The sequence below is a fragment of the Bartonella sp. AA18HLJMS genome (genome assembly GCF_042197245.1).
Lineage (GTDB): Bacteria > Pseudomonadota > Alphaproteobacteria > Rhizobiales > Rhizobiaceae > Bartonella.
The window spans coordinates 65,632-84,429 of sequence record NZ_JBHIRP010000001.1 but is presented as its reverse complement, the minus strand read 5'-3'; the positions used below and the strand labels follow the sequence as shown (position 1 = coordinate 84,429).

General features: G+C 37.8%; 14 protein-coding genes and 2 pseudogenes. 10 read left to right on the top strand and 6 right to left on the bottom strand.

Translation table 11 applies throughout. The annotated features are described in order from the left end of the window. Nucleotides 1–581: 581 nt before the first annotated feature. Both ACFINW_RS00385 and ACFINW_RS00380 read left to right on the top strand, forming a co-directional pair. Nucleotides 582–1,121 carry a hypothetical protein gene (locus tag ACFINW_RS00385; protein WP_375673636.1) on the top strand — a complete coding sequence of 180 codons (540 nt, stop codon included), beginning with the start codon at nucleotides 582–584 and terminating at the stop codon, nucleotides 1,119–1,121. A gap of 35 nt (nucleotides 1,122–1,156) precedes the next feature. Further along, nucleotides 1,157–1,522: a hypothetical protein gene (locus ACFINW_RS00380; RefSeq protein WP_375673634.1), complete on the top strand. Its 366-nt coding sequence runs from the start codon at nucleotides 1,157–1,159 to the stop codon at nucleotides 1,520–1,522. Nucleotides 1,523–2,842: 1,320 nt separating this feature from the next. On the opposite strand, the gene ACFINW_RS00375 is transcribed toward ACFINW_RS00380, so the two are convergent. Continuing rightward, nucleotides 2,843–3,745 (bottom strand): polyprenyl synthetase family protein, encoded by a 903-nt coding sequence (locus ACFINW_RS00375; RefSeq protein WP_375621012.1) that lies wholly within the window; start codon nucleotides 3,743–3,745, stop codon nucleotides 2,843–2,845. Between the two features lie 424 nt (nucleotides 3,746–4,169). Between ACFINW_RS00375 and rpmF the strand changes: the two genes are divergently transcribed. Together rpmF and ACFINW_RS00365 are read left to right on the top strand one after the other, a co-directional pair. Beyond that, the gene (gene rpmF / locus ACFINW_RS00370) at nucleotides 4,170–4,349 is read left to right on the top strand and encodes a 50S ribosomal protein L32 (RefSeq protein WP_005774555.1); all 180 of its coding nucleotides are present in this window, start codon (nucleotides 4,170–4,172) and stop codon (nucleotides 4,347–4,349) included. A gap of 1,388 nt (nucleotides 4,350–5,737) precedes the next feature. Then, a pseudogene (locus ACFINW_RS00365) lies at nucleotides 5,738–6,487 on the top strand (tyrosine-type recombinase/integrase); the annotation flags it as partial. A gap of 818 nt (nucleotides 6,488–7,305) precedes the next feature. Here the strand turns inward: ACFINW_RS00365 and ACFINW_RS00360 are convergent. The 3 genes from ACFINW_RS00360 to ACFINW_RS00350 form a co-directional block, all read right to left on the bottom strand. Continuing rightward, complete coding sequence (locus tag ACFINW_RS00360; protein WP_273790499.1) at nucleotides 7,306–7,890, bottom strand: CarD family transcriptional regulator; 585 nt, start codon at nucleotides 7,888–7,890, stop codon at nucleotides 7,306–7,308. Between the two features lie 303 nt (nucleotides 7,891–8,193). Next, on the bottom strand, nucleotides 8,194–8,535 hold the full coding sequence (fdxA, locus tag ACFINW_RS00355) for a ferredoxin FdxA (protein WP_015856977.1): 342 nt from the start codon (nucleotides 8,533–8,535) through the stop codon (nucleotides 8,194–8,196). A gap of 21 nt (nucleotides 8,536–8,556) precedes the next feature. After that, a complete protein-coding gene (locus ACFINW_RS00350) occupies nucleotides 8,557–10,137 on the bottom strand; it encodes a hypothetical protein (protein ID WP_375673632.1) in 1,581 nt (526 codons plus the stop codon). A 576-nt stretch (nucleotides 10,138–10,713) separates the two neighbouring features. Here ACFINW_RS00350 and ACFINW_RS00345 point away from each other — a divergent pair. Then, on the top strand, nucleotides 10,714–11,625 hold the full coding sequence (locus ACFINW_RS00345) for an RNA polymerase factor sigma-32 (RefSeq protein WP_375629677.1): 912 nt from the start codon (nucleotides 10,714–10,716) through the stop codon (nucleotides 11,623–11,625). A 324-nt stretch (nucleotides 11,626–11,949) separates the two neighbouring features. Here ACFINW_RS00345 and ACFINW_RS00340 read toward each other — a convergent pair whose 3' ends face one another. Further along, a complete protein-coding gene (locus tag ACFINW_RS00340; RefSeq protein WP_375640613.1) occupies nucleotides 11,950–13,512 on the bottom strand; it encodes a M48 family metalloprotease in 1,563 nt (520 codons plus the stop codon). Nucleotides 13,513–13,659: 147 nt separating this feature from the next. Here ACFINW_RS00340 and ACFINW_RS00335 point away from each other — a divergent pair, with 147 nt between their 5' ends. The 5 genes and pseudogenes from ACFINW_RS00335 to rimJ all read left to right on the top strand — a co-directional run bounded on the left by ACFINW_RS00335 (nucleotide 13,660) and on the right by rimJ (nucleotide 17,780). Next, complete coding sequence (locus ACFINW_RS00335; protein ID WP_375629683.1) at nucleotides 13,660–14,295, top strand: thiamine diphosphokinase; 636 nt, start codon at nucleotides 13,660–13,662, stop codon at nucleotides 14,293–14,295. A gap of 100 nt (nucleotides 14,296–14,395) precedes the next feature. Continuing rightward, entirely contained in the window at nucleotides 14,396–14,782 is a 387-nt protein-coding gene (locus ACFINW_RS00330) for a hypothetical protein (RefSeq protein WP_375613186.1), read from the top strand. Then, the gene (locus ACFINW_RS00325; RefSeq protein ID WP_375673701.1) at nucleotides 14,782–16,644 is read left to right on the top strand and encodes an ABC-F family ATP-binding cassette domain-containing protein; all 1,863 of its coding nucleotides are present in this window, start codon (nucleotides 14,782–14,784) and stop codon (nucleotides 16,642–16,644) included. Before ACFINW_RS00330 ends, ACFINW_RS00325 begins: the two co-directional genes overlap by 1 nt. 57 nt (nucleotides 16,645–16,701) lie before the next feature. Next, a pseudogene (locus ACFINW_RS10205) lies at nucleotides 16,702–16,895 on the top strand (ABC transporter ATP-binding protein); the annotation flags it as partial. A 321-nt stretch (nucleotides 16,896–17,216) separates the two neighbouring features. Then, a complete protein-coding gene (gene rimJ / locus ACFINW_RS00320; RefSeq protein WP_375673631.1) occupies nucleotides 17,217–17,780 on the top strand; it encodes a ribosomal protein S5-alanine N-acetyltransferase in 564 nt (187 codons plus the stop codon). A gap of 545 nt (nucleotides 17,781–18,325) precedes the next feature. Here rimJ and ACFINW_RS00315 read toward each other — a convergent pair. Beyond that, entirely contained in the window at nucleotides 18,326–18,586 is a 261-nt protein-coding gene (locus ACFINW_RS00315) for a DUF2312 domain-containing protein (RefSeq protein WP_005774567.1), read from the bottom strand. Nucleotides 18,587–18,798 lie beyond the last annotated feature (212 nt).

Sequence of the window (18,798 nt, the reverse complement as noted above, 5' to 3'; positions counted from 1 at the left end):
GTGCCAGATTATATGCTTATTAAGGAATGGTGATGAAGCAGTTTTCCCCATTTTCATTGGTTCCTTGCTGCTAACCCTTTATCTCATTAGAGCTAATTTAAGCAGTCGGACAATTTATAGCCTGTCCGCATAAGAATTCCCGTATGATCGATTTTGATATTTTGATGATCTATTTTATTGTTGGTATATTTAGCGGATTTTACCATTGCCTCCTTTAAAATATCAATCATCTTGTTGAGATAATTTTTTTACGTTGTACATTCTCATTTTTGAGTATTTTCTCTTTGATTGTGGCGTTAGCTCTGTATTTTCTGATGTTAGAAAATACTCTTATCCAGATAATAAACTTATCTATGGAAACTTTGAATGATATCTCCCCTCGTTGAGAGGGAATAAAACCAAGTACAGAAATATTGTTGAGTACAATTTGCTATAAATAAGCCACAAGAAAACAGCATATATTGATATATTTGATAGGAATCTGTTAAGCCGTACAAATTATGGTCATTAAAAGGTAAAGCGATGAAATCGTTATCCATAACGCGTGTTGTAACATTTATAACTCTTTTTTTGTATCTGTGTTGTTGGGATGTACGCGCGTAGATAGTCTAGAGCAGTATAATAAACTTTACGAAGAATATATAAGTGAAAAATACGAGGCTTTTGAACATTTTCAAAAGCAGGAACAAGCAAGAAATTTCGTCTATAGCCGTGGCTATCAGAATATCGTACCAAAGTTTGACATTATACGGCATCGTCACATACTGATTGTTTTATGTGGACGCTTTGTTAATTTATTACGCGGTGATTATAATGAATGGATATCAGCAGATATGTTACTCAATGTCATAAGCAGTTTGCGTTATGACTATAATTGGAGAGAAAGCGATTTTATCTGGGCTTATAATATGTCTATGAATTCTACCGACCCCATGATTTATTACGCGAAAAAGTTTCTTAATTCTTCAAGTGAAAATGGCATGAGTTTCAAAACACAAATGATTGATCTCGTGTCGAGTATGAGGACCGGTGATGATGAAAATGTTAAACAAATAGCGCGTTTTTGCATAGAGCTAAACACGATATATGACATGATGAAACCAAGAGGAATTTACAAATGACATTTAACGAGCAAAGTTCTCTCGAAGGATATTAAATGGCTATAATAGTCTTAATAATCGCGGCATTTTCTTATCCATGTTGCATATTTGTTCATTATGGCTTCAAAAGGTGGACATATTTTCCAGCTTTGGCAACAGGTATAGGTTCATTTACAATGATGCTTTTCATCTTAATAAGAAAATTGCACTTAAAGGAGGAAATTTGCACTTGGGTTGAAAAAACGACTTATCACAAATTAGATTGCGCTTTTATATATAATAATAAGGACTTTTTTTATCTTTCTGTTGCAATGATCATTCTCTGTTTAATCTTATCAATTCTCTTTTTATGTGATGAATTGAATCAACGAGATAAAGAGCGTGATGAATTAAAGTTGTATAGTGACCATGATTATTATTAAATTGAAGTTATTACACACTTTTGTAAATAAAAATGTTTCTGCTTTTGAAGGAGCGTGCCGACACAATTATTCACTTTGCTAGCTCCTAATGTTGTGGACAGCCCATGGCTTTTAAGCCGGTTCATAAGAGGCATTTTTTAGTTCTTTCTTTGATGTTTTGCTCCACACGGCTTTTCCCGCTTGTGAGGTGCAAGCAAGTGATTTTGATTGATTTAACATACACAGATTTGAAATGAAAGAATCTTACGGTATTTAGGGTTCTTATTCAAGTTGAAAAACATGAATTATCATTATAAATCAAATGTTTTATATCTTTCTTGCTAAGAAAAGAGAGATCGGTAATAATATTTTTTTTTGTCTTTCGTGTTATTGAAATTGATGACTTTATTTATCCTGTTATGCCGTAACATACCGTCATTTGAAGGGTAGTGAAGGTATCCTGTTTGATACATTAAGTATTTTAAGAAGTGCATGGTGAATATTCTTAAGTCTTGTTTATCGCGTCTTTAGTTTAAGTGAATCGCATGCGTGGAAAACGAGAGAAACCTACTCGGTAGGACACTAGACTGTTTACAGAGTAGATTAGGTTAAAAGATTTTGTTCTTTGAGGGTGGCATAAAAATCAAAATAGCCATTATGTTCATTTTTTTCTGATATTTTAAATACGAGTTTCAAAAAAATGATGCTTAAACTAAACAATCAGCACTTTTGTAAAAGTGTTTTTAGAGAGCAAGCAATACACGACTGAATTTACAGAATGTAACCATATTTGATCTTTTACAACAAGATAGCGTGGAAAGGCATAAAAATTACGACTCTTTACTGAGGGCAGTGTACTCCTAGGGTTGGCAATAAACAACAGATGACTTTGATAAGGCTACAAAGCCAATCGGCATTTTTATTGTTTTTTGCGGGTTTATAAAATGCCTTGTTGTATACTTATTCTGTTTATTTTTGCCTTATCGTTAGAAGATTAAAGACATAAAGGAGAAAACGAGTTTTCCTCTTTCCGGTTGTTTTTTATTCTGCTTTAAAGCATCCACTGTAATATCTTTTAAAACATGGTGATTACGCATTGTTTTACATTTTGTTTCTTTTAGTCTTTAATGGAAGGCATTTTTCATGCAAAATAGGATACCTAGAATGCATTTGTGTTATAAATTTACGCGGCTTGTTTTAATGAAATTCCTCTTAAGATTTGTCGCACCCATTTCATGATAAGGACTATAATGGAGATTAATGGTAATGTTTCTTGGAAAAGTCTATTATGCATTCAATAAATATGACGGTGTACACTATGTACAATAGGGTGGATGAAGTTTAATTTTGGCGTATTGCACTAAAGTGTGCTGCTTGTTGGAGGGGGAGTGCTTTAGCGCCAAAAGGATGTAAGAATGCTTCTGCTTTACTGATGAGTGTATCTCGCTTTTTTTGGGTTTCTTTAATGCCGTAAAGGTGAACAAAAGTGGCTTTTTGTGCCGTTTCATCTTTCCCAGCCGTTTTTCCTAGGGTTTGCGTGTTGGCGGTGACATCAAGAAGGTCATCGGTTAATTGAAAAGCTAAACCAAGATAGGTACCAAAATCAGTAAGTTTTTCAGTTAATTCTTTAGATGCATTGCCAATGATGGCACCTGCTTGGCAAGCAAAGCTTATCAGGGCTGCTGTTTTCATGTGTTGTAGAGTGATGATGTCAGTACTTTCTTGCGGTCTTTTTTCAGCTTCAAGGTCCAGCATTTGTCCACCTAACATACCGCCAAGTCCTGCCGATTGTGCAAGAGATGTGATCAGCTTGATTCTAATATCTGTAGATAGATTACTAGCTTTATGGGCAATGATTTCAAAGGCAAATGTTAAGAGGGCATTGCCTGCTAGAATTGCTGTTGCTTCATCAAATGCTATATGGACGGTGGGTTTTCCACGCCGGAGTATATCGTTATCCATAGCGGGAAGATCATCATGAATGAGCGAATAACAATGGATACATTCTAAGGCACACGCAACATCAAGAGAATGTTCTACAGGGACATCAAAAAGTGCAGCACTTTGAATTACAAGAAAAGGACGCAAGCGTTTTCCACCGTTCAGCACACCATAGCGCATGGCTTTGATTAAATTTTTAGGGCGTGAAATTTCACCATTTTGGATTTGATCACTTAACAGGGTATCAAGCCGCTTTTCAACGGTATGTCCATGTTTTGCAAGAAGGGTGGTAAATTCGTGCATTCTTGCTTCCTTTGTTTTTACAAAAATGAAATTATGAAGTTTAAAGAGAAAGGTTGTCGCTTTTTCTTGTTTTCATAAATTGGCGTCGTTTTTTATTAAAAATCAACTTCTCTTTTTATCTGTATCTCTACTGTATGCGCAAATCCCTTTTTAAACCAAATAAAAATTGAATGAAGGGCTTATAAAAAAGCTTTCATTGGTGTATAAAATTCTTAAATTTTGCAGTGTTTTTGATATTCATTTGATTATTGTGACACCATTTTTGATAACAGGAAGGTCATTTTTGGTAAGAGGGGGATCATTTTGACATTGCCTCTTCTTTTTTATCAGTGTATAATATCCTCAAATTTTATGGTGTTTTAAATGAAGCATTGTCATTTTTGACATTGCTTTTTCTGTTTTAATGGATTTGGAGTGTCTTTTTATGGCTGTACCTAAACGAAAAACCTCTCCAGCGAAGAGGGGCATGCGCCGTTCGGCTGATGCTCTGAAGGCGCCGACTTATATCGAAGATAAAAATTCTGGTGAATTACGTCGTCCTCATCACATTGATTTGAAAACGGGAATGTATCGTGGGCGTTCCGTTTTAGTGGTTAAAGACTGAGCGTTTTCTTTCTTTTCCAGAGGTCAACTTCTTTTATTTCATCGATCAATGCACGCTTGGGGCGTGCATTTTCGCTTTAAGATGAATGTTGAGGTTCCCTTGCGTCGTCTTCTATCGATGTGGAATAGGGAATGTATCGTGGATGTTCCGTTTTAGAGGTTATAAAACTTTAGCGTTTTCTTTCTTTTCCAGTGGTGAACTTCTTTTATTTCATTAGTGAATGCATTGGGTAAGATGCGTTTTTCACTTTTTCTTGAGAACATGTGTGGGATAAAGTTTTGCTGTAGAGAAATGATTCTATTGTGGGAGATGATTTTCTTGTTTTCTTGAGAGGCTATAAGGGATTGCTTGTATCAGTGTCTTTTATGATGACTTCGTTAAGAGCTTGGGTATTGATATAAGTTAGCTCAGTAATAAAATCATTTTGTATCGCACTTAATCTTTATTGACTGTAGAGAGAATCCTATTAGACCGTAAAATATCGTCGTTTAAGGCGGTTGATCCATGTAAGGCTTTAAGCATACCGGTGTTTTTTATGAGAATATTTAAGGCAATGGTTTGTCTATAGGCTTATATTGTGACATGTGATTCTCCTTAAAAAAATAGAGATCGACATCACATTGATTTATAAAGATCATTTGTTGTTTTGCGCCTTGAATGGAAGGTCTATCGTAGGATTTTCTCATTTCAAATTTTCCCCCATGTTGAATCAATGACAATCACTTGCTTTTCGGTCACAAGTGGGGCTGGCATGTGGGTGAAAACTCTATAAAAAAGGAAAAATGTTTATAATGAATATTTTCAAATGTAAGAATTGTTGTAACATTGGGGTTAAGTGTATGCTGATGCCAGCGTGCTTTCTTATGAGCAGAAAAGAGAAAACCGTTACAAGACAGAAGGTGTACACATTCAATAACCTTTAGTGCTTTTTATGATAAAGGTATATGAGACTTTTCTATGAATATCACGCTGTATTTTCATGTTTTTGAACTAAGAATTGTCTATATATTTTTCTTATTTTTGTGAATATAAGGGATTTGTTGCGAACAGCTTGTAAAAATAAGTAAACTTAAAACCAAATATGTTATGTGTGGGGGTGAGCAAAGTATTTTATCAAAGCCGGTACGACTCTCCAGTTCATAGCTGGTTTATGAATGATTTTATGGTGTTGCTTACCTAAGTTTATGATTTTTTGTTATCTGTTCATAATTAGACAACATATTGATTTATATATATAATTCACTCATTTCAAATCTCTCTATCTAGAATCAATCAAAACCACTCGTTTGCACGTCACAAGTGGGATGAGTGTGTGGATAAAATTTGTATAAGAAAGAACTAAAAATGGTTCTTATGAAGAGTCTTAAGAGCCAAGGGTTGTCGCAACATTGGGGGCTAGCAAATATAATGATGGTGCCGGCTTGCTTCTTCATAAACGTAAAGATGGTGGTGCTCAATGGCTTTATCGTTATACCATTCATGGTCGGCGCCGTGAAATGGGCTTGGGTGCCTTGCGAGATGTTTTTTTAAAACAAGCCCGTGAATTGGCAACTGGATGGTGGGCTGTTTTACGTGAGGGGCGTGATCCCATTAAAGAACGTGAGAAACAAAAGCGTGAGGCAATGCGCAATCTCCATTATTTAAAAGATATCGTGTTGGATGCTTTTGAAAGCCGTAAAGCTGAATTAAAAAATGATGGTGAGGCTTGTGATTGGTTTTCACCCTTACACCTTTATATTTTCCCCAAATTAGGCTGTCTGCCTGTTTCAGAGATTACGCAAACAGAGATACGCAATACCCTTGCCTCTATTTGGCATACAAAAGCTGCAACAGCAGATAAAGCACTGAAGCGTCTTAATCTTTGTCTCAAACATGCGGTTGCATTGGGTGTGGATGTTGATTTACAAGCAACGATAAAAGCACGCGCGCTCTTAAGGTAAGCAACGTCATAAAACTATTAATAGACTAGCCATGGATTGGAAAGAAGTCACTGCCTTTTATCAGTTACTCTGTAAAACATAACATAACTGGCTTTGCGTTTGCTTGTCCTGATAGGCGTTCGTACTAATCCTTTGCGTCATATTCGTGAAGATCAGATTGAAGATGATAACTGGACAATTCCTGCTGAGAATATCCAATCTTTAGCGGTCTGTTTAAAATAGAGATTGAGACTTTTAAGAGTTCTATGAATCGTTCTAGATTTTTTGTGTTCGATTGGAATAAGAATATTGCGTATATCTCGTAATCTCTGAAATAAGAAACCTCATTTGGGAAAAATATGAAATTGAAAGGGGCAATGCTAACGTTCATTTTTATTGTTATTTTTTAAGTTAGTTTTACAGCTTTCAAAAGTATTTGGAATGCCTTTTACAGAATGGAGATGATGGTTTTAGTTCATGCTTTTTTTAAAAGGAATATTTTTCAATATTTGTGGCATCCATTTTATGACGGTGTTTTTGAATGTTCCAATGGTTTTGTAGAAGGGGGTAAATGGTAAAGTTTCGGTGTAGTGTATAAACGGCACTATGATCTTTACGCTTAATAAAAAAGCAAGCCCTGCCCTTACACATCTTGCCAGATTCCAATGTTGGTATATCCTTTGGTGCTTGAGACAGTGTCTCGCTCTTTTTGTACAGTTTTTACCCACAGATCAGCTCCGCTTGTGATTGACAAGCAAGTGATTTGATTGCTTCAACATGAGAGAAATTTGAAATGAGAAATCTTACCATATTCAAGATTCTAATTTAATAATGAATAATGCTAGATTATGATGATTAATCAGTTTATTATCTATGAAGAAAGAAAATGAGGAAGAGGAATTTGTCGAAAAGTTAGATTGTTTATAGATTGGCGCTGGTTAAGAAACTTTGTCCTTAAGGGCAGAGAGGATGTTAAAAAATAAAACCAGCTTTTCGCTGGTTTTATCGAAATATCATCATTATGATGAAAGAGTGTATTATGCAGCGTAGACAGCTTTACTGTTTTCATCTGTTTCTTCTCTCTCAGTTTTAAACTCGCGTTCCGGCTTGTTGGAGAGATGCATCTCTATGAGATTGATAGCTTCTGTTTCAGAAAGACTATTAATAACCGCAATTTCGCGGGCCATTCTTTCAAGAGCAGCTGTATAAAGTTGGCGCTCAGAGTAAGATTGTTCAGGTTGTAGATTAGAGCGGAAAAGATCACGGACCACTTCAGCGATACAAATAAGATCTCCTGAGTTGATTTTAGCATCATATTCTTGTGCACGACGTGACCACATGGTCCGTTTAACGCGTGCTTTTCCGCGTAAAACTTTTAAGGCACGTTCGACAGAATCACTAGCAGATAATTTACGCATTCCAACGGAAAGGGCTTTTGCAATGGGGACTTTGACATCCATCTTATCTTTCGCGAAATGAATGACAAAAAGTTTTAATTTATGTCCTGCAACTTCTTGATCTTCAATCGCTATAATTTGTCCTACTCCATGCGTAGGGTAGACGATATATTCAGAGGTTGCAAATTCTTTGGTCTTGGAAGACGTTCCATGTTGGGATGCCATATTTTAGTTTACTCCCTTATGATCAACAAATGTATCGGAAAACAGGTTATAAACCTGAGGGTTGAGTTTTCTTTAACCAAGTATATTGTACCAATTAAGTGAGCATAAAAGCCGAGTACTTTTAAATCAAAAAAAAATACACCGCTTTACTATAACAAGCAAAGAAAAATACTTAGAAAGATGATCATGTTAAAATAACACTAACATCAAAATTTAAAAGAATCAATCATTTCGCTTAAGGATTTTTTATTTTTACAAGAGAAGTCTTTCAATCGTTGAAGGAGGAGAGTGTACACTTTATCATTACTCTTCGCCACTTCCTGGATTTTCTGAAAAATACTTTTCTAATTTATTTGGAACACCATCCATTTCTTTTGCTTGAGGAAGAGGATCTTTTTTGGTGGTTAGATTAGGCCATTTGTTTGCATAATGAAGATTGAGTTCTAACCACTTTTCTAATCCTGGTTCTGTATCAGGTAAAATCGCTTCTGCTGGGCACTCTGGCACGCAAACACCACAATCGATGCATTCATCGGGGTGAATAACAAGCATATTTTCCCCTTCATAAAAACAATCAACTGGGCAGACTTCAACGCAATCCGTATATTTGCAGTGAATGCAGTTGTCGGTTACTACGTGGGTCAAGATCAAACTCCATTTGTTACTTTAATTCTCTTTAGAGGAAAGTGTGTGCGTGTTTTTATGATTGGTGAGTTGATCGCGTAGTACAGCTAGTTTCGCAAAAGGTGAATCAGGATTAAGGCGCTTTTCTTTTTGAAAGGGCTTATGATTTGCATGTTTTCCTTGGGATTTGTGGAACTTATGAGAGCGTTTTGCTTGTGATGGTGCTTCTTGAGGGGAATTTTCATTTTTGTATTCCGCTTTTTTTACAGCGTTCTTCGATTTATTTTGCCACTTATTTCCTAATTTATCACGTTTTTTTTGTGCATGGTGGGGAAATTGATGCTTATAATGCCATAACAAAATAACTTTATCTTCTTCTGTAGAGCGCGGGGATTTGGCAAAATTCCCAACAGGTTCAGCTGCTGGTAAACGATTGGTTTTATGGAGATGTTTTTCAATACCAGAGGATGAAGTGTTTGGGTATGAGATATTTTTTTCTTCTCGTGTTGTTTCTAAATCGCTTACTGTTTGCCATTGACTTCCAACGCATTCTGCTGCAGGAACATCTTGCTTTGCCCTATTGACAGGGGAAGAGGCTTGGTGTGCAAAGAGATTTTGTTCAAAAACAGTATTGCTTATGCTGTACGATTGATAACCAAGTCCTTTGAGGATTTCTTCCATATCGTTTCCGTTGGCCCCAAGAATGGACATCATGGCTGGTGTAACAAAAAAACTTTTGCCATCATAGGCTCCATCGGGTCTGGGATCACTTCCTTGTTTCCAATGAAGTGCGGGACGGATGAGATTGGCAAGACGTTCTAAAATATCAATCCGTACAGCACGTTGTCCTAAGATTCGGTAGCCGGCTAATTGATAAAATTGGCGGTTATAGGTAGGGTCAACAATTAAAGAGGTTCGACCAGCAGATAATGCTGAAAAAACTTCACCCAAACCAGTTTGATCTTGTCCCGCATTTTGAAGATTCCACAGGAGAGTAATGGCTTGAACCGGAGCAGGTTTAAGCATTCCGGCAACATAGATATGAAAAGCGCCAAAACGCACGCCTAGACGCCGAAGAACGGCACGTGATTCTTGCGCAAGGTTTTTGACAATGTCTAAGACTTCGCGGCGTGGTAAAATCCCTAAAGAGTTAAAAAGTTGTAAAGCAAGACTGTTTGTTGAATCCGTTAAATTATCAGCATTGCGCAAATCAAACAGGGGTTTTAAAGTCGTTTCAAAATGAAAGGTGACAAAGCGTTCTAATCGTTTCACAACGTTATTGCGGGATTCTCCCGTGAGTTGTTCATCTGCTAAAACAATCAGTTTTGGTTTGAAAAAATCTTCTGTTGCTACAAGTTGTCCTACGGGTTGACCAATCCAGCGCACAATTCCATCAGAACTGAGGGTAAAATCTCCATTTGCAGAAGCACAAAAACGTGTCGCGCGTTTGGAAAAAGCAAGAATCAAACTCTCATTCTCTGTTGAAATTTGCTTCTCAGCTATTTGATCGGTACTGTTTTTGTTGGCATAAAAACGAAAACCTTCAAATTTACCCCTTCCGTGTTTTTCAATGAGAATATCATCTTGAAGAATCTCATTCTGTTGAACAATCTTGCTATCCATGATCATTTTCTTTCTCAGTGTGACACTGGTCAAAAGCTTTTTGCGACAATTTCATAATGGTGCTCTTTCTTTAACACGTTTGTTGCGTTTGCTTCAATCACTCTTGTCATTTTTTGCTGTTTCTTTGCGCCTTTAAAACTTGAATGATTCTTTTTTCATTCAGTTTTCATTCAGTTTGGATGCTTTATATTTGCAAATTACACTTATTAGTTGTATTGTAAAGCTAAAAGCATAAATAAATTCTTCAATTTAAAAGGAAACGGAACCGGTTATCAAAAAACGGCATTTCTTTTGCATGATCACTTTATTTTTTTGCTGTTTTGTCATGAAAAGTGAAGAGAAAGTTTTTTCAAATATTTCATAGGCTAAAAGGCATATTGTAAAGGCATTTTGCAGGTGAAATTGTGTCTTATGACAAGAAGTTTTACCATGACAGTAAAAAAAACAATTGCGATTATAAAATTACACGTTAAAGTAGTGGTCACAGAAGTTAACAACTTTTGCGTTCTTTTTAAGCGAAGAACAATGATGTCGTTGCCAAATCAATTTTGATAATTTTAATCGCAAGGGGTTATTATGGGTAATCTTTCAAATGCTGTTTATAAAAGCAGCAAAAATTATAGCGATGCAGACAAAAGCTTAGGACGTAATATGATGCGTTCTGCTATGCAAGCACCTTATCTTGAACGACAAAAAGAGCATGATTTGGCTCTGCGGTGGAAAGACAAACGTGATGATGATGCCATGCATCAAATTGCAGCGGCTCATATGCGTTTAGTGATTGCTATTGCTAATCGCTTTAAACGTTTCAAAATGCCATTGGGGGATTTGGTACAAGAAGGGTATGTGGGACTATTGGAAGCAGCTGCACGTTTTGAACCTGATCGGGAAGTGCGTTTTTCAACATATGCAACGTGGTGGATACGCGCTTCTATTCAAGATTATATTTTGCGAAATTGGTCAATCGTTCGAGGGGGAACGAGTTCTTCGCAAAAAGCACTTTTCTTTAATCTTCGGCGTTTGCGTGCAAAACTGATACAAGATGATAGTGCTTTGTCAAAACAGGATATTTTTCGCACAATCGCTGAAAAACTCGGTGTTTCCGTGCGCGATGTTGAAACGATGGATTTTCGTTTTTCCAGTTCTGATAATTCCTTGAGTGTTTCTGTTTCTGAGAACAGTGATAATCCCATTGCTAAGATGGATATTTTGGTGGATGATAGTCCTCTTCCTGATGCTTTAATTGAGCAAGTCATTGATGGTCAACGGCGTACACAATGGCTTTACGATGCGTTGCAAATTCTCAACGAACGGGAGTTGGAAATTATTCGCTTTCGTCGCTTAAATGAAGAGGGGGCGACTCTTGAAGTTTTGGGTGAAAAGTTAGGAATCTCGAAAGAGCGCGTGCGTCAAATTGAAGCTAGGGCTTTGCAAAAATTGCGTTCTGCTCTCCTTACGGTTCATTCAGAAGATGCTTACGATATATAAGCAGTGAAAGGCTTTGGGGGGGGAGGAAAGAGAATGTATTAAGTGGGGGCATATGAGAATATGATAAAGTCAGTTTTAGGGGGTGTTCATATTTGTTTAGGAATATGCCTCCTTGGGGGCGCTACTGATAAACAGAGGAAGATAGGGGGCACAGTTAGTTGGAGGAAATATGTATCACACGGAGGCCTATAAAGGCATGATGAAGTTGGATTTTAAAGTGTTCCTCTTTATTTTCGAATATGCTTTAAGGCGGAGGGCGTGATACAGACAGAAAAGAATCAAAACTGTAAAAGAATCAAAACTGTAACGGATGAGAAGAAAGGCTTATTCTGTAATAATTTTCACTTTTGTACCTGCAGGTAAAGTTTGCGCTGGTGAGAGGGCGTTGAGGATGCGAAAGAGTTTTTCTTTATAGGGTGTGTATTGCATTTTATCTGCAAGATTGGCAACGGTTTCTCCTTGTTTAACACGGACAACACGGATTTTTAAGGGCTGCAATTTTTTTAACTGTGAAGATGAAAGAGAATGAAAGCTTTGTAGCGTTTTTTGGGCAACCTCTGCAAAATTTCGAGAATTATGTGGAGCGGCCGTCAAAAAACGAAAGATGTGGTTGTTGAATGGAATGACAACCACATCAAATTGCCATTGATCATTGGTAGCATGGGCCCGCGCTCCAAGTAAACTTTGGCTTTGAAAACCTTGACTTGTAAGTCCTTGAATTGTGATGGGGCGGATAGATGATTGGTCTAGACCGATAATCCAGCCGCTTTTCAAATAATCACTCGCAGATATTTCAGCAGGATGTGGGATGGCGTCAAAACGAATCGCAATTTTATCTGGTCCACTGGCCCAAACAGTGTGTGCTGAATGTTCTATTGTAAAATTGTTTGGAACAGAAAAAGCTATGCGCAATTGTGGGTGAATAAATTGGTTGCCTCGTACAAAACCTGTATAAAAGCCTCCTCCAAAAATTATGCCATCAATGCTTTTGAGAAAAGAATCATGATCGGATATTTTACTATTCCCTTTACTGATTTTACGCGCTTTTTCTATCGCAAGCCGAATGCGTTGAGGGGTAGTTGGGTGGGAGGCTAAAAAATCTAGAGAGGCATTTTGGGTGCCAGAAATATTACGAAAAGCACTATAGGCTTCCATTGTTTGAAGAAAGCGCGGTGAAGCAAAAGGATCATATCCTGATTGTTGGAGCATTTCGAGCGCAAGGGAATCAGCTTCCAGCTCTTGATTGCGGGAAAATTGCGCGAGTTGTTGCTTGTTTTGCATAGGGTTATGAAGTTTTTTGCCAATAGAAGAAAGAAGACGTGAAGACATGTGATTGGTCATCTTTAATTGGGCTTCTTTTTGCAGGCGTAAAATGCCATGATTGGCTCTGATATGTGCTATCTCATGGGCTAAAATGGCTGCAACTTCTGAAGAATCATTGGCTAATGCCAGCATACCACGAGTGATGTAGATCGAGCCGTTGGGGAGCGCAAAAGCGTTGATAGTTTCTGAGTTTAAAATTGTTACAGAATAGCTTTGATGAGAACTATGGGATGCAACTGCCAGTTTACGGACAATCTTTGCTAAAAGGTGTTCAAGTTTTGCATCATGATAAGCGCCACCATACATTTGCAAAATACGTGGGTGTTGCAGAGCGCTTAATGTGACATAGATATTGTGGTTGTTGGTACGTTTGATCGTTTTAGAAGAAGTGGAAGAAAGCCTATCATTTTGAGAAAGTGGTGTATGACAAGCCGAAAGGAGAAACGTTAGACTTATGAGAGTGGCTTTATACAGGCAAGAGCGAAAAAGAAAATTGCGGTGAAAAATGGGGTGCGTTGGACCATGGTGCACATTATTTCTGCGGAGTAATTTGGCAAATTGCATTTGTATCTTTGTATCGTATGTTTCTTTAAGAAAGGCATTAAGAATAAGGATTCGTTTGGCTATATCACGCTTTTTGTTTATAAAAAATGACTCTCACTTATAAAAAGATGCACTGTAAAGAAAATTTTGTGAAAGGCAAAGTATGGCATGACAACATTTACGATATTATTAAATGGGGATGTTCATATCACTGATCGTTTGCTTAATCAAATTCAAAACAGTCGGGTAATTGCTGCTGATGGTGGTATGCGTCATGCGGCAGCGCTTAATGTGACGCCTGAGTTGTGGTTAGGGGACTTTGATTCATCAGATGAGAACTTAATCCGTCAATATAGTCATGTTCCGCGTGAAGTTTTTCCCTCTGATAAAGATATGACAGATAGTGCTCTGGCATGTGAAAGAGCGCTGCAAAATGGCGCTAAAAAGCTTATTTTGTGCGGTGCTTTGGGAGGGGAGCGAAGTGATCATAGCCTTTCTCATATGACGCAAGCGTTGATGATGGCTGAAAGGGGTATTTCAGTGTTGTTGACAAGCGGTTCGGAAGAAGGTTGGCCGGTTTTGTCAAAACCTTGTTCGTATGATTTGCCTAAGGGATGTTTGTTTAGTATTATCGGCTTTTCTGATTTAAAGAGCTTAACTCTTAAAGGGGTAAAATGGCCAATTTGTGACAAAAATGTGTCATTTGGCTCTTCTTTAACACTTTCTAACCGTATTTGTGGAACCTTTTCTTGCCATTTAGGTTCTGGAAAAGCTATATTGTTAGCGTCTGTATCTATTCCATAAAGCTCTTCCAATATATTCTGAATAAGGCAGGGGGGGGCCTAGTGATGAAGTGCCGACATAAACGATATATGTATTGATCTTGAGAAGGAAAGGTTTTGATATGTTAAAATCAATTTTTAAAGTGGCCGTTGTTTCAGCCATTGGTTTCAGTTCAGTCGCTTGTACTACAAACGATGAACGCGTTGCACGTTACGGCGTAGGAGGAGCAGCAATCGGTGCTTTGGCTGGAACTGCTATTGCTGGAAGTACGCCTGGAGCAGCACTTACCGGTGCAGCATTTGGTGCTTTGGCTGGAACAGTAACAGGTGCAGCTGCAAATCAAAGAAAACAACAAAGACAGGCATCACAATTGTGCACGTATCGTGGTCGTAGAGGGCATGTTTACCAAGCACCTTGTGGACAGAGAGTTCCTGTACGGCAATTGTGTGCTTACCGTGATGCAAGAGGGGTGATGTATAAAGCACCTTGTCCGCGCCGCGTTCGTTAATGGCGGTGCCGCTTCTGCGGCTTGACCGCATTTTCTTAAATTTTGGAAAAACGCCTTTGCTCAATCAAGCTTCTTTATCGGTTGAGCAGGGGGCGCGTATTGCGTTGGTTGGCCGTAATGGTTGTGGAAAATCGACCCTGTTAAAAATTGCCGCAGGAATATTAGAACCTCATGGTGGCGAAATTTTTCGCCACCCGCGAGTAACGCTCCGTTATGTCTCACAAAATCCGGATTGTTCAGGATTTGAAGATATTAATGCTTATATGGAAGCGGGGCTGGACGATACATCTGATGTTCAGTGGATTAATACGCTTCGCACAAATTTAGGGTTTTCTGGGGCGGAAAAATTGGAAACGCTTTCGGGAGGTGAAAAGCGGCGTGTTTCATTGTTACGGGCCATTGCTGCAAAGCCCGATATTTTGTTCTTAGATGAACCAACCAATCATCTTGATTTACCAACTATTGAATGGCTGGAAGCTGTTTTGGCTTCTTTGCGTTCAGCGATTGTGGTGATTTCCCATGATCGACGATTTTTAGAAAATGTTACACGGTCAACGGTATGGCTTGATCGTGGTACAACCAAAAGGCTGGAAAAGCGTTTTTCTGAGTTTGAAAATTGGCGTGATAAAGCACTGGAAGAAGAAGCCATCGAACAGCATAAATTGGGGCGCCAAATTGCTCGTGAAGAGCAATGGTTGCGTTATGGCGTGAGCGCACGGCGTAAGCGTAATGTACGGCGCTTGGGCGAATTAAAAGACTTAAGACAGCGTCATCAAACCTATAAAGGGCAGCCAGGAAATGCACTTTTGACAGCAGCAAAAAGTCATGATTCTGGGCAATTGGTGCTTGAAGCAAAGAAAATTTCAAAATCCTATGGTGATCGCATTATCGTGAAAGATTTCTCTTTGCGCATTCAGCGGGGTGATCGAATCGGTTTGGTAGGACCCAATGGAATCGGAAAGACAACGCTCCTTTCTGCATTAATTGGGCAAGAAGCCGTGGATAGTGGAACGGTGAGGCATGGCTATAACCTCTCCATGGCATTGCTTGATCAGCAACGTATTTTAAATGAAGAAGAAACTTTAGCGCATTATTTAACGGGAGGAAGAGGTGATACTCTTGTGATCAATGGGCTGGAGCGGCATGTGGTTTCTTATATGAAAGACTTTTTATTTTCACCTGAACAAGCACGCACTCCCCTTAAAGAATTTTCAGGGGGAGAAAGAGCACGCCTCATGCTTGCACGACTTCTTTCTCGTCCTGCAAACTTTTTGATTCTTGATGAACCGACCAATGATTTGGATATGGAAACTTTGGATTTGTTGCAAGAATTTATTGCTGATTTTGCGGGAACAGTATTGTTGGTCAGCCATGACAGAGACTTTTTAGATCGTACTGTAACGCATATGTTGGCACCTCAAGGTGATGGTCATTGGGTTTTGTATGCGGGCGGCTATAGTGATATGATGGCGCAAAACCAGCATGCTCTTCGCTTACAACGCAAAAGAACAGAATTATCGCAACGTAAAGCACCTTCAAAATCTCATGCGGGAGAGCTTTCAAAGCAGGACACATCAACAGATGATCGCTTGATAGGGCGGGAGAAAAAAACACGAAGTAAATTGTCTTATAAGCAGGTTTATGCATTGGAAAAATTGCCTGAAGAAATTGCTGTTTTACAGGACGAAATCAAAAAAATTGAGCAAGAACTCTCTGATCCAGCCCTTTATCGCAGTGATAAAGAGCGTTTTGAGCGTTTATCAACAACGTTGGAAAAAAAGAAAAATACTTGCACACAAAAAGAAGAAGAATGGTTAGAACTTGAAATTTTACGCGAAGAAATGGAAGCGTGTTCACGGTAATGTTTCAGATATTAATATCTAAGCATTTTAATTCGTATTGCATCATCGCTTTTCTTTAATTTGTTACAAGAGTTTGTGGCTGATTTAGCGGGAACAGTGTTGTTGACGAGTTATGGCAGAGACTTTTTAGATTGCACTGTAACATATAGCACCTCAAGGCGATGGTCATTGGAATTTGTATACGGGGGAGCAGTGATATGGTAGCGCAAAACAAGCATGCTCTGAGCTTACAAGGCAAAGAAACAAAACTACCTTTGCCGTAAGTTTTTTCAAAATTTCGTATATGGAAGTATGCCAGTTCCATTGCATATTTTGCTCGCTCTTAGTGTTGCTATAGCGCCCCTTGGAATTTGAGAGCATTCATAAGAAACATGCCCTTGTCTTTACCTTATGCTTTAAACATACCACCCCCGCTTATGATGGAAAAGCAAATGATCCTCATTGATTCTAACGTAAGAAGTGTTGTGATGAGGAAAGCTTACTGTATTTGATGTTATAATTTAAGTTTAAAAATGATGATTTTCTAGGATAAATCAACGTGTTATTGTGACATTGTCTAGGAGGAGAAAATGATGGCAATTAAAACAAAGCGAACAATTTCCACATTGATCGGTTTAGAAGATGCAGCTGAACTGTCTTCTTATTTCCTCCGTAATGCGAATCATCTGCGTCCTTTTGAACCTGTTAGATCTGATGGTTACCACAGCCTAACAGCTTGGGAAACACGAGCCAATGCATTTGCTTATGAAAGCGCACAGGGACAAGCATACCGATATGCTGTACGATTAAAAAATGAAAACACAGTCATCGGTGTTGTGAATTTTACAAATGTGGTTCGGGGTGTTTTTCAAGCCTGTCATCTTGGTTTTTCTCTTGATGAAAAACAACAAGGCAAAGGTCTCATGTTTGAGAGTTTATCGGCTCTAATACGCCATATCTTTCATGTTTATCATCTGCATAGAGTGATGGCAAATTATAGACCTGAGAACATAAAAAGCGAACGTTTATTAAAACGCCTTCATTTTGAAAAAGAAGGCTATGCCAAAAACTATTTGATGATTTCTGGAAAATGGAGAGATCACATTCTAACCTCTCGAATCAATGATCTTTATGAGTCCGTTAATAGATTCGAATAAAGTTTTGTTAAGGGTCTTTTTATCAAATGTGTAAATATGCTGCACTTTTCCCTATCCTAAAAGACGAAGATCCTTAACCACCTCTTCTTTTGTAAACAGTTCAGACTCTCGTTTAGCGGATTTCAACGGCTGACTATTTTCATATGTTTCTTTTCGTAGATAATAAATTGATTTATCATCATAATTCATTTTTTTCAATTTGAAGAGAGTCCTCAATATCGGAAGACTTTCTCACTTCAAATTTATTGATGTTTAATCATAAAAACACCTCTCTTGCACATCACAAACTGAGTTGGCATAGGTTGGCATACAAGTGAGAGTTTATGTGGATAAACAATGATTGAAGAATAAGAATAAAAATTCTCTGTATAAATCCTTTTAAATGTGAGGGCTGTTGCAATATTGTGTATTCTGTGACCGATAGTCTCGTTACAAGTTACACAAACTGCTTATTATTGGGTAAAATTTTATACATTCATTTGTTTTTTGCCATTTGTTTTTTGTATTTTCTTTTCTTAAAAAAATTTCCAACGTTATCAATGGTTTTAATTCATACCAAGCGCATTTTTATAAAGCTCAATGATTGCTTCTTCTTCCATTCGTTCATGTTCTTCTTTTTTACGCAGCCGTATAATGCTTCGAACAGCTTTACTATCAAAACCAGAGCCTTTAAGTTCAGTGTAAACGTCTTTAATATCATCAGAAATGGTTTTTTTCTCTTCTTCTAGTCGTTCAATACGTTCGATAAAAGAGCGTAATTGGTTTACGGATATAGCGTGTGTTTGATCGGTTACTGTATCGTTCATTGTATTTTTCTCCAAGTTATATATTTAAGTTGTTTTTCGACGACGAATTTATGTTAAAAAAGCTTGAAAATAAAAAGTAAGTCAAGCTACACAGTTTTTTTTACAAATTGACTTTAAATATTTTGTAAAATTTTTAAGCTATATGCATTGATAAAAGGGCTATAAAAAGAAAAATATAAAAATATACGTTTTAGATTTGAAAAGCTTTAAAA

Excerpts from the sequence above, each read along its gene's own strand:
- ACFINW_RS00315 (WP_005774567.1), bottom strand. The coding sequence starts at position 18,586 with ATGAACGATACAGTAACCGATCAAACACACGCTATATCCGTAAACCAA.
- ACFINW_RS00340 (WP_375640613.1), bottom strand. The coding sequence starts at position 13,512 with ATGCAATTTGCCAAATTACTCCGCAGAAATAATGTGCACCATGGTCCA.
- ACFINW_RS00330 (WP_375613186.1), top strand. The coding sequence starts at position 14,396 with ATGTTAAAATCAATTTTTAAAGTGGCCGTTGTTTCAGCCATTGGTTTC.
- ACFINW_RS00345 (WP_375629677.1), top strand. The coding sequence starts at position 10,714 with ATGGGTAATCTTTCAAATGCTGTTTATAAAAGCAGCAAAAATTATAGC.
- ACFINW_RS00360 (WP_273790499.1), bottom strand. The coding sequence starts at position 7,890 with ATGGCATCCCAACATGGAACGTCTTCCAAGACCAAAGAATTTGCAACC.
- ACFINW_RS00375 (WP_375621012.1), bottom strand. The coding sequence starts at position 3,745 with ATGCACGAATTTACCACCCTTCTTGCAAAACATGGACATACCGTTGAA.
- ACFINW_RS00350 (WP_375673632.1), bottom strand. The coding sequence starts at position 10,137 with ATGGATAGCAAGATTGTTCAACAGAATGAGATTCTTCAAGATGATATT.
- rpmF (WP_005774555.1), top strand. The coding sequence starts at position 4,170 with ATGGCTGTACCTAAACGAAAAACCTCTCCAGCGAAGAGGGGCATGCGC.
- ACFINW_RS00325 (WP_375673701.1), top strand. The coding sequence starts at position 14,782 with ATGGCGGTGCCGCTTCTGCGGCTTGACCGCATTTTCTTAAATTTTGGA.
- rimJ (WP_375673631.1), top strand. The coding sequence starts at position 17,217 with ATGGCAATTAAAACAAAGCGAACAATTTCCACATTGATCGGTTTAGAA.
- ACFINW_RS00380 (WP_375673634.1), top strand. The coding sequence starts at position 1,157 with ATGGCTATAATAGTCTTAATAATCGCGGCATTTTCTTATCCATGTTGC.
- ACFINW_RS00335 (WP_375629683.1), top strand. The coding sequence starts at position 13,660 with ATGACAACATTTACGATATTATTAAATGGGGATGTTCATATCACTGAT.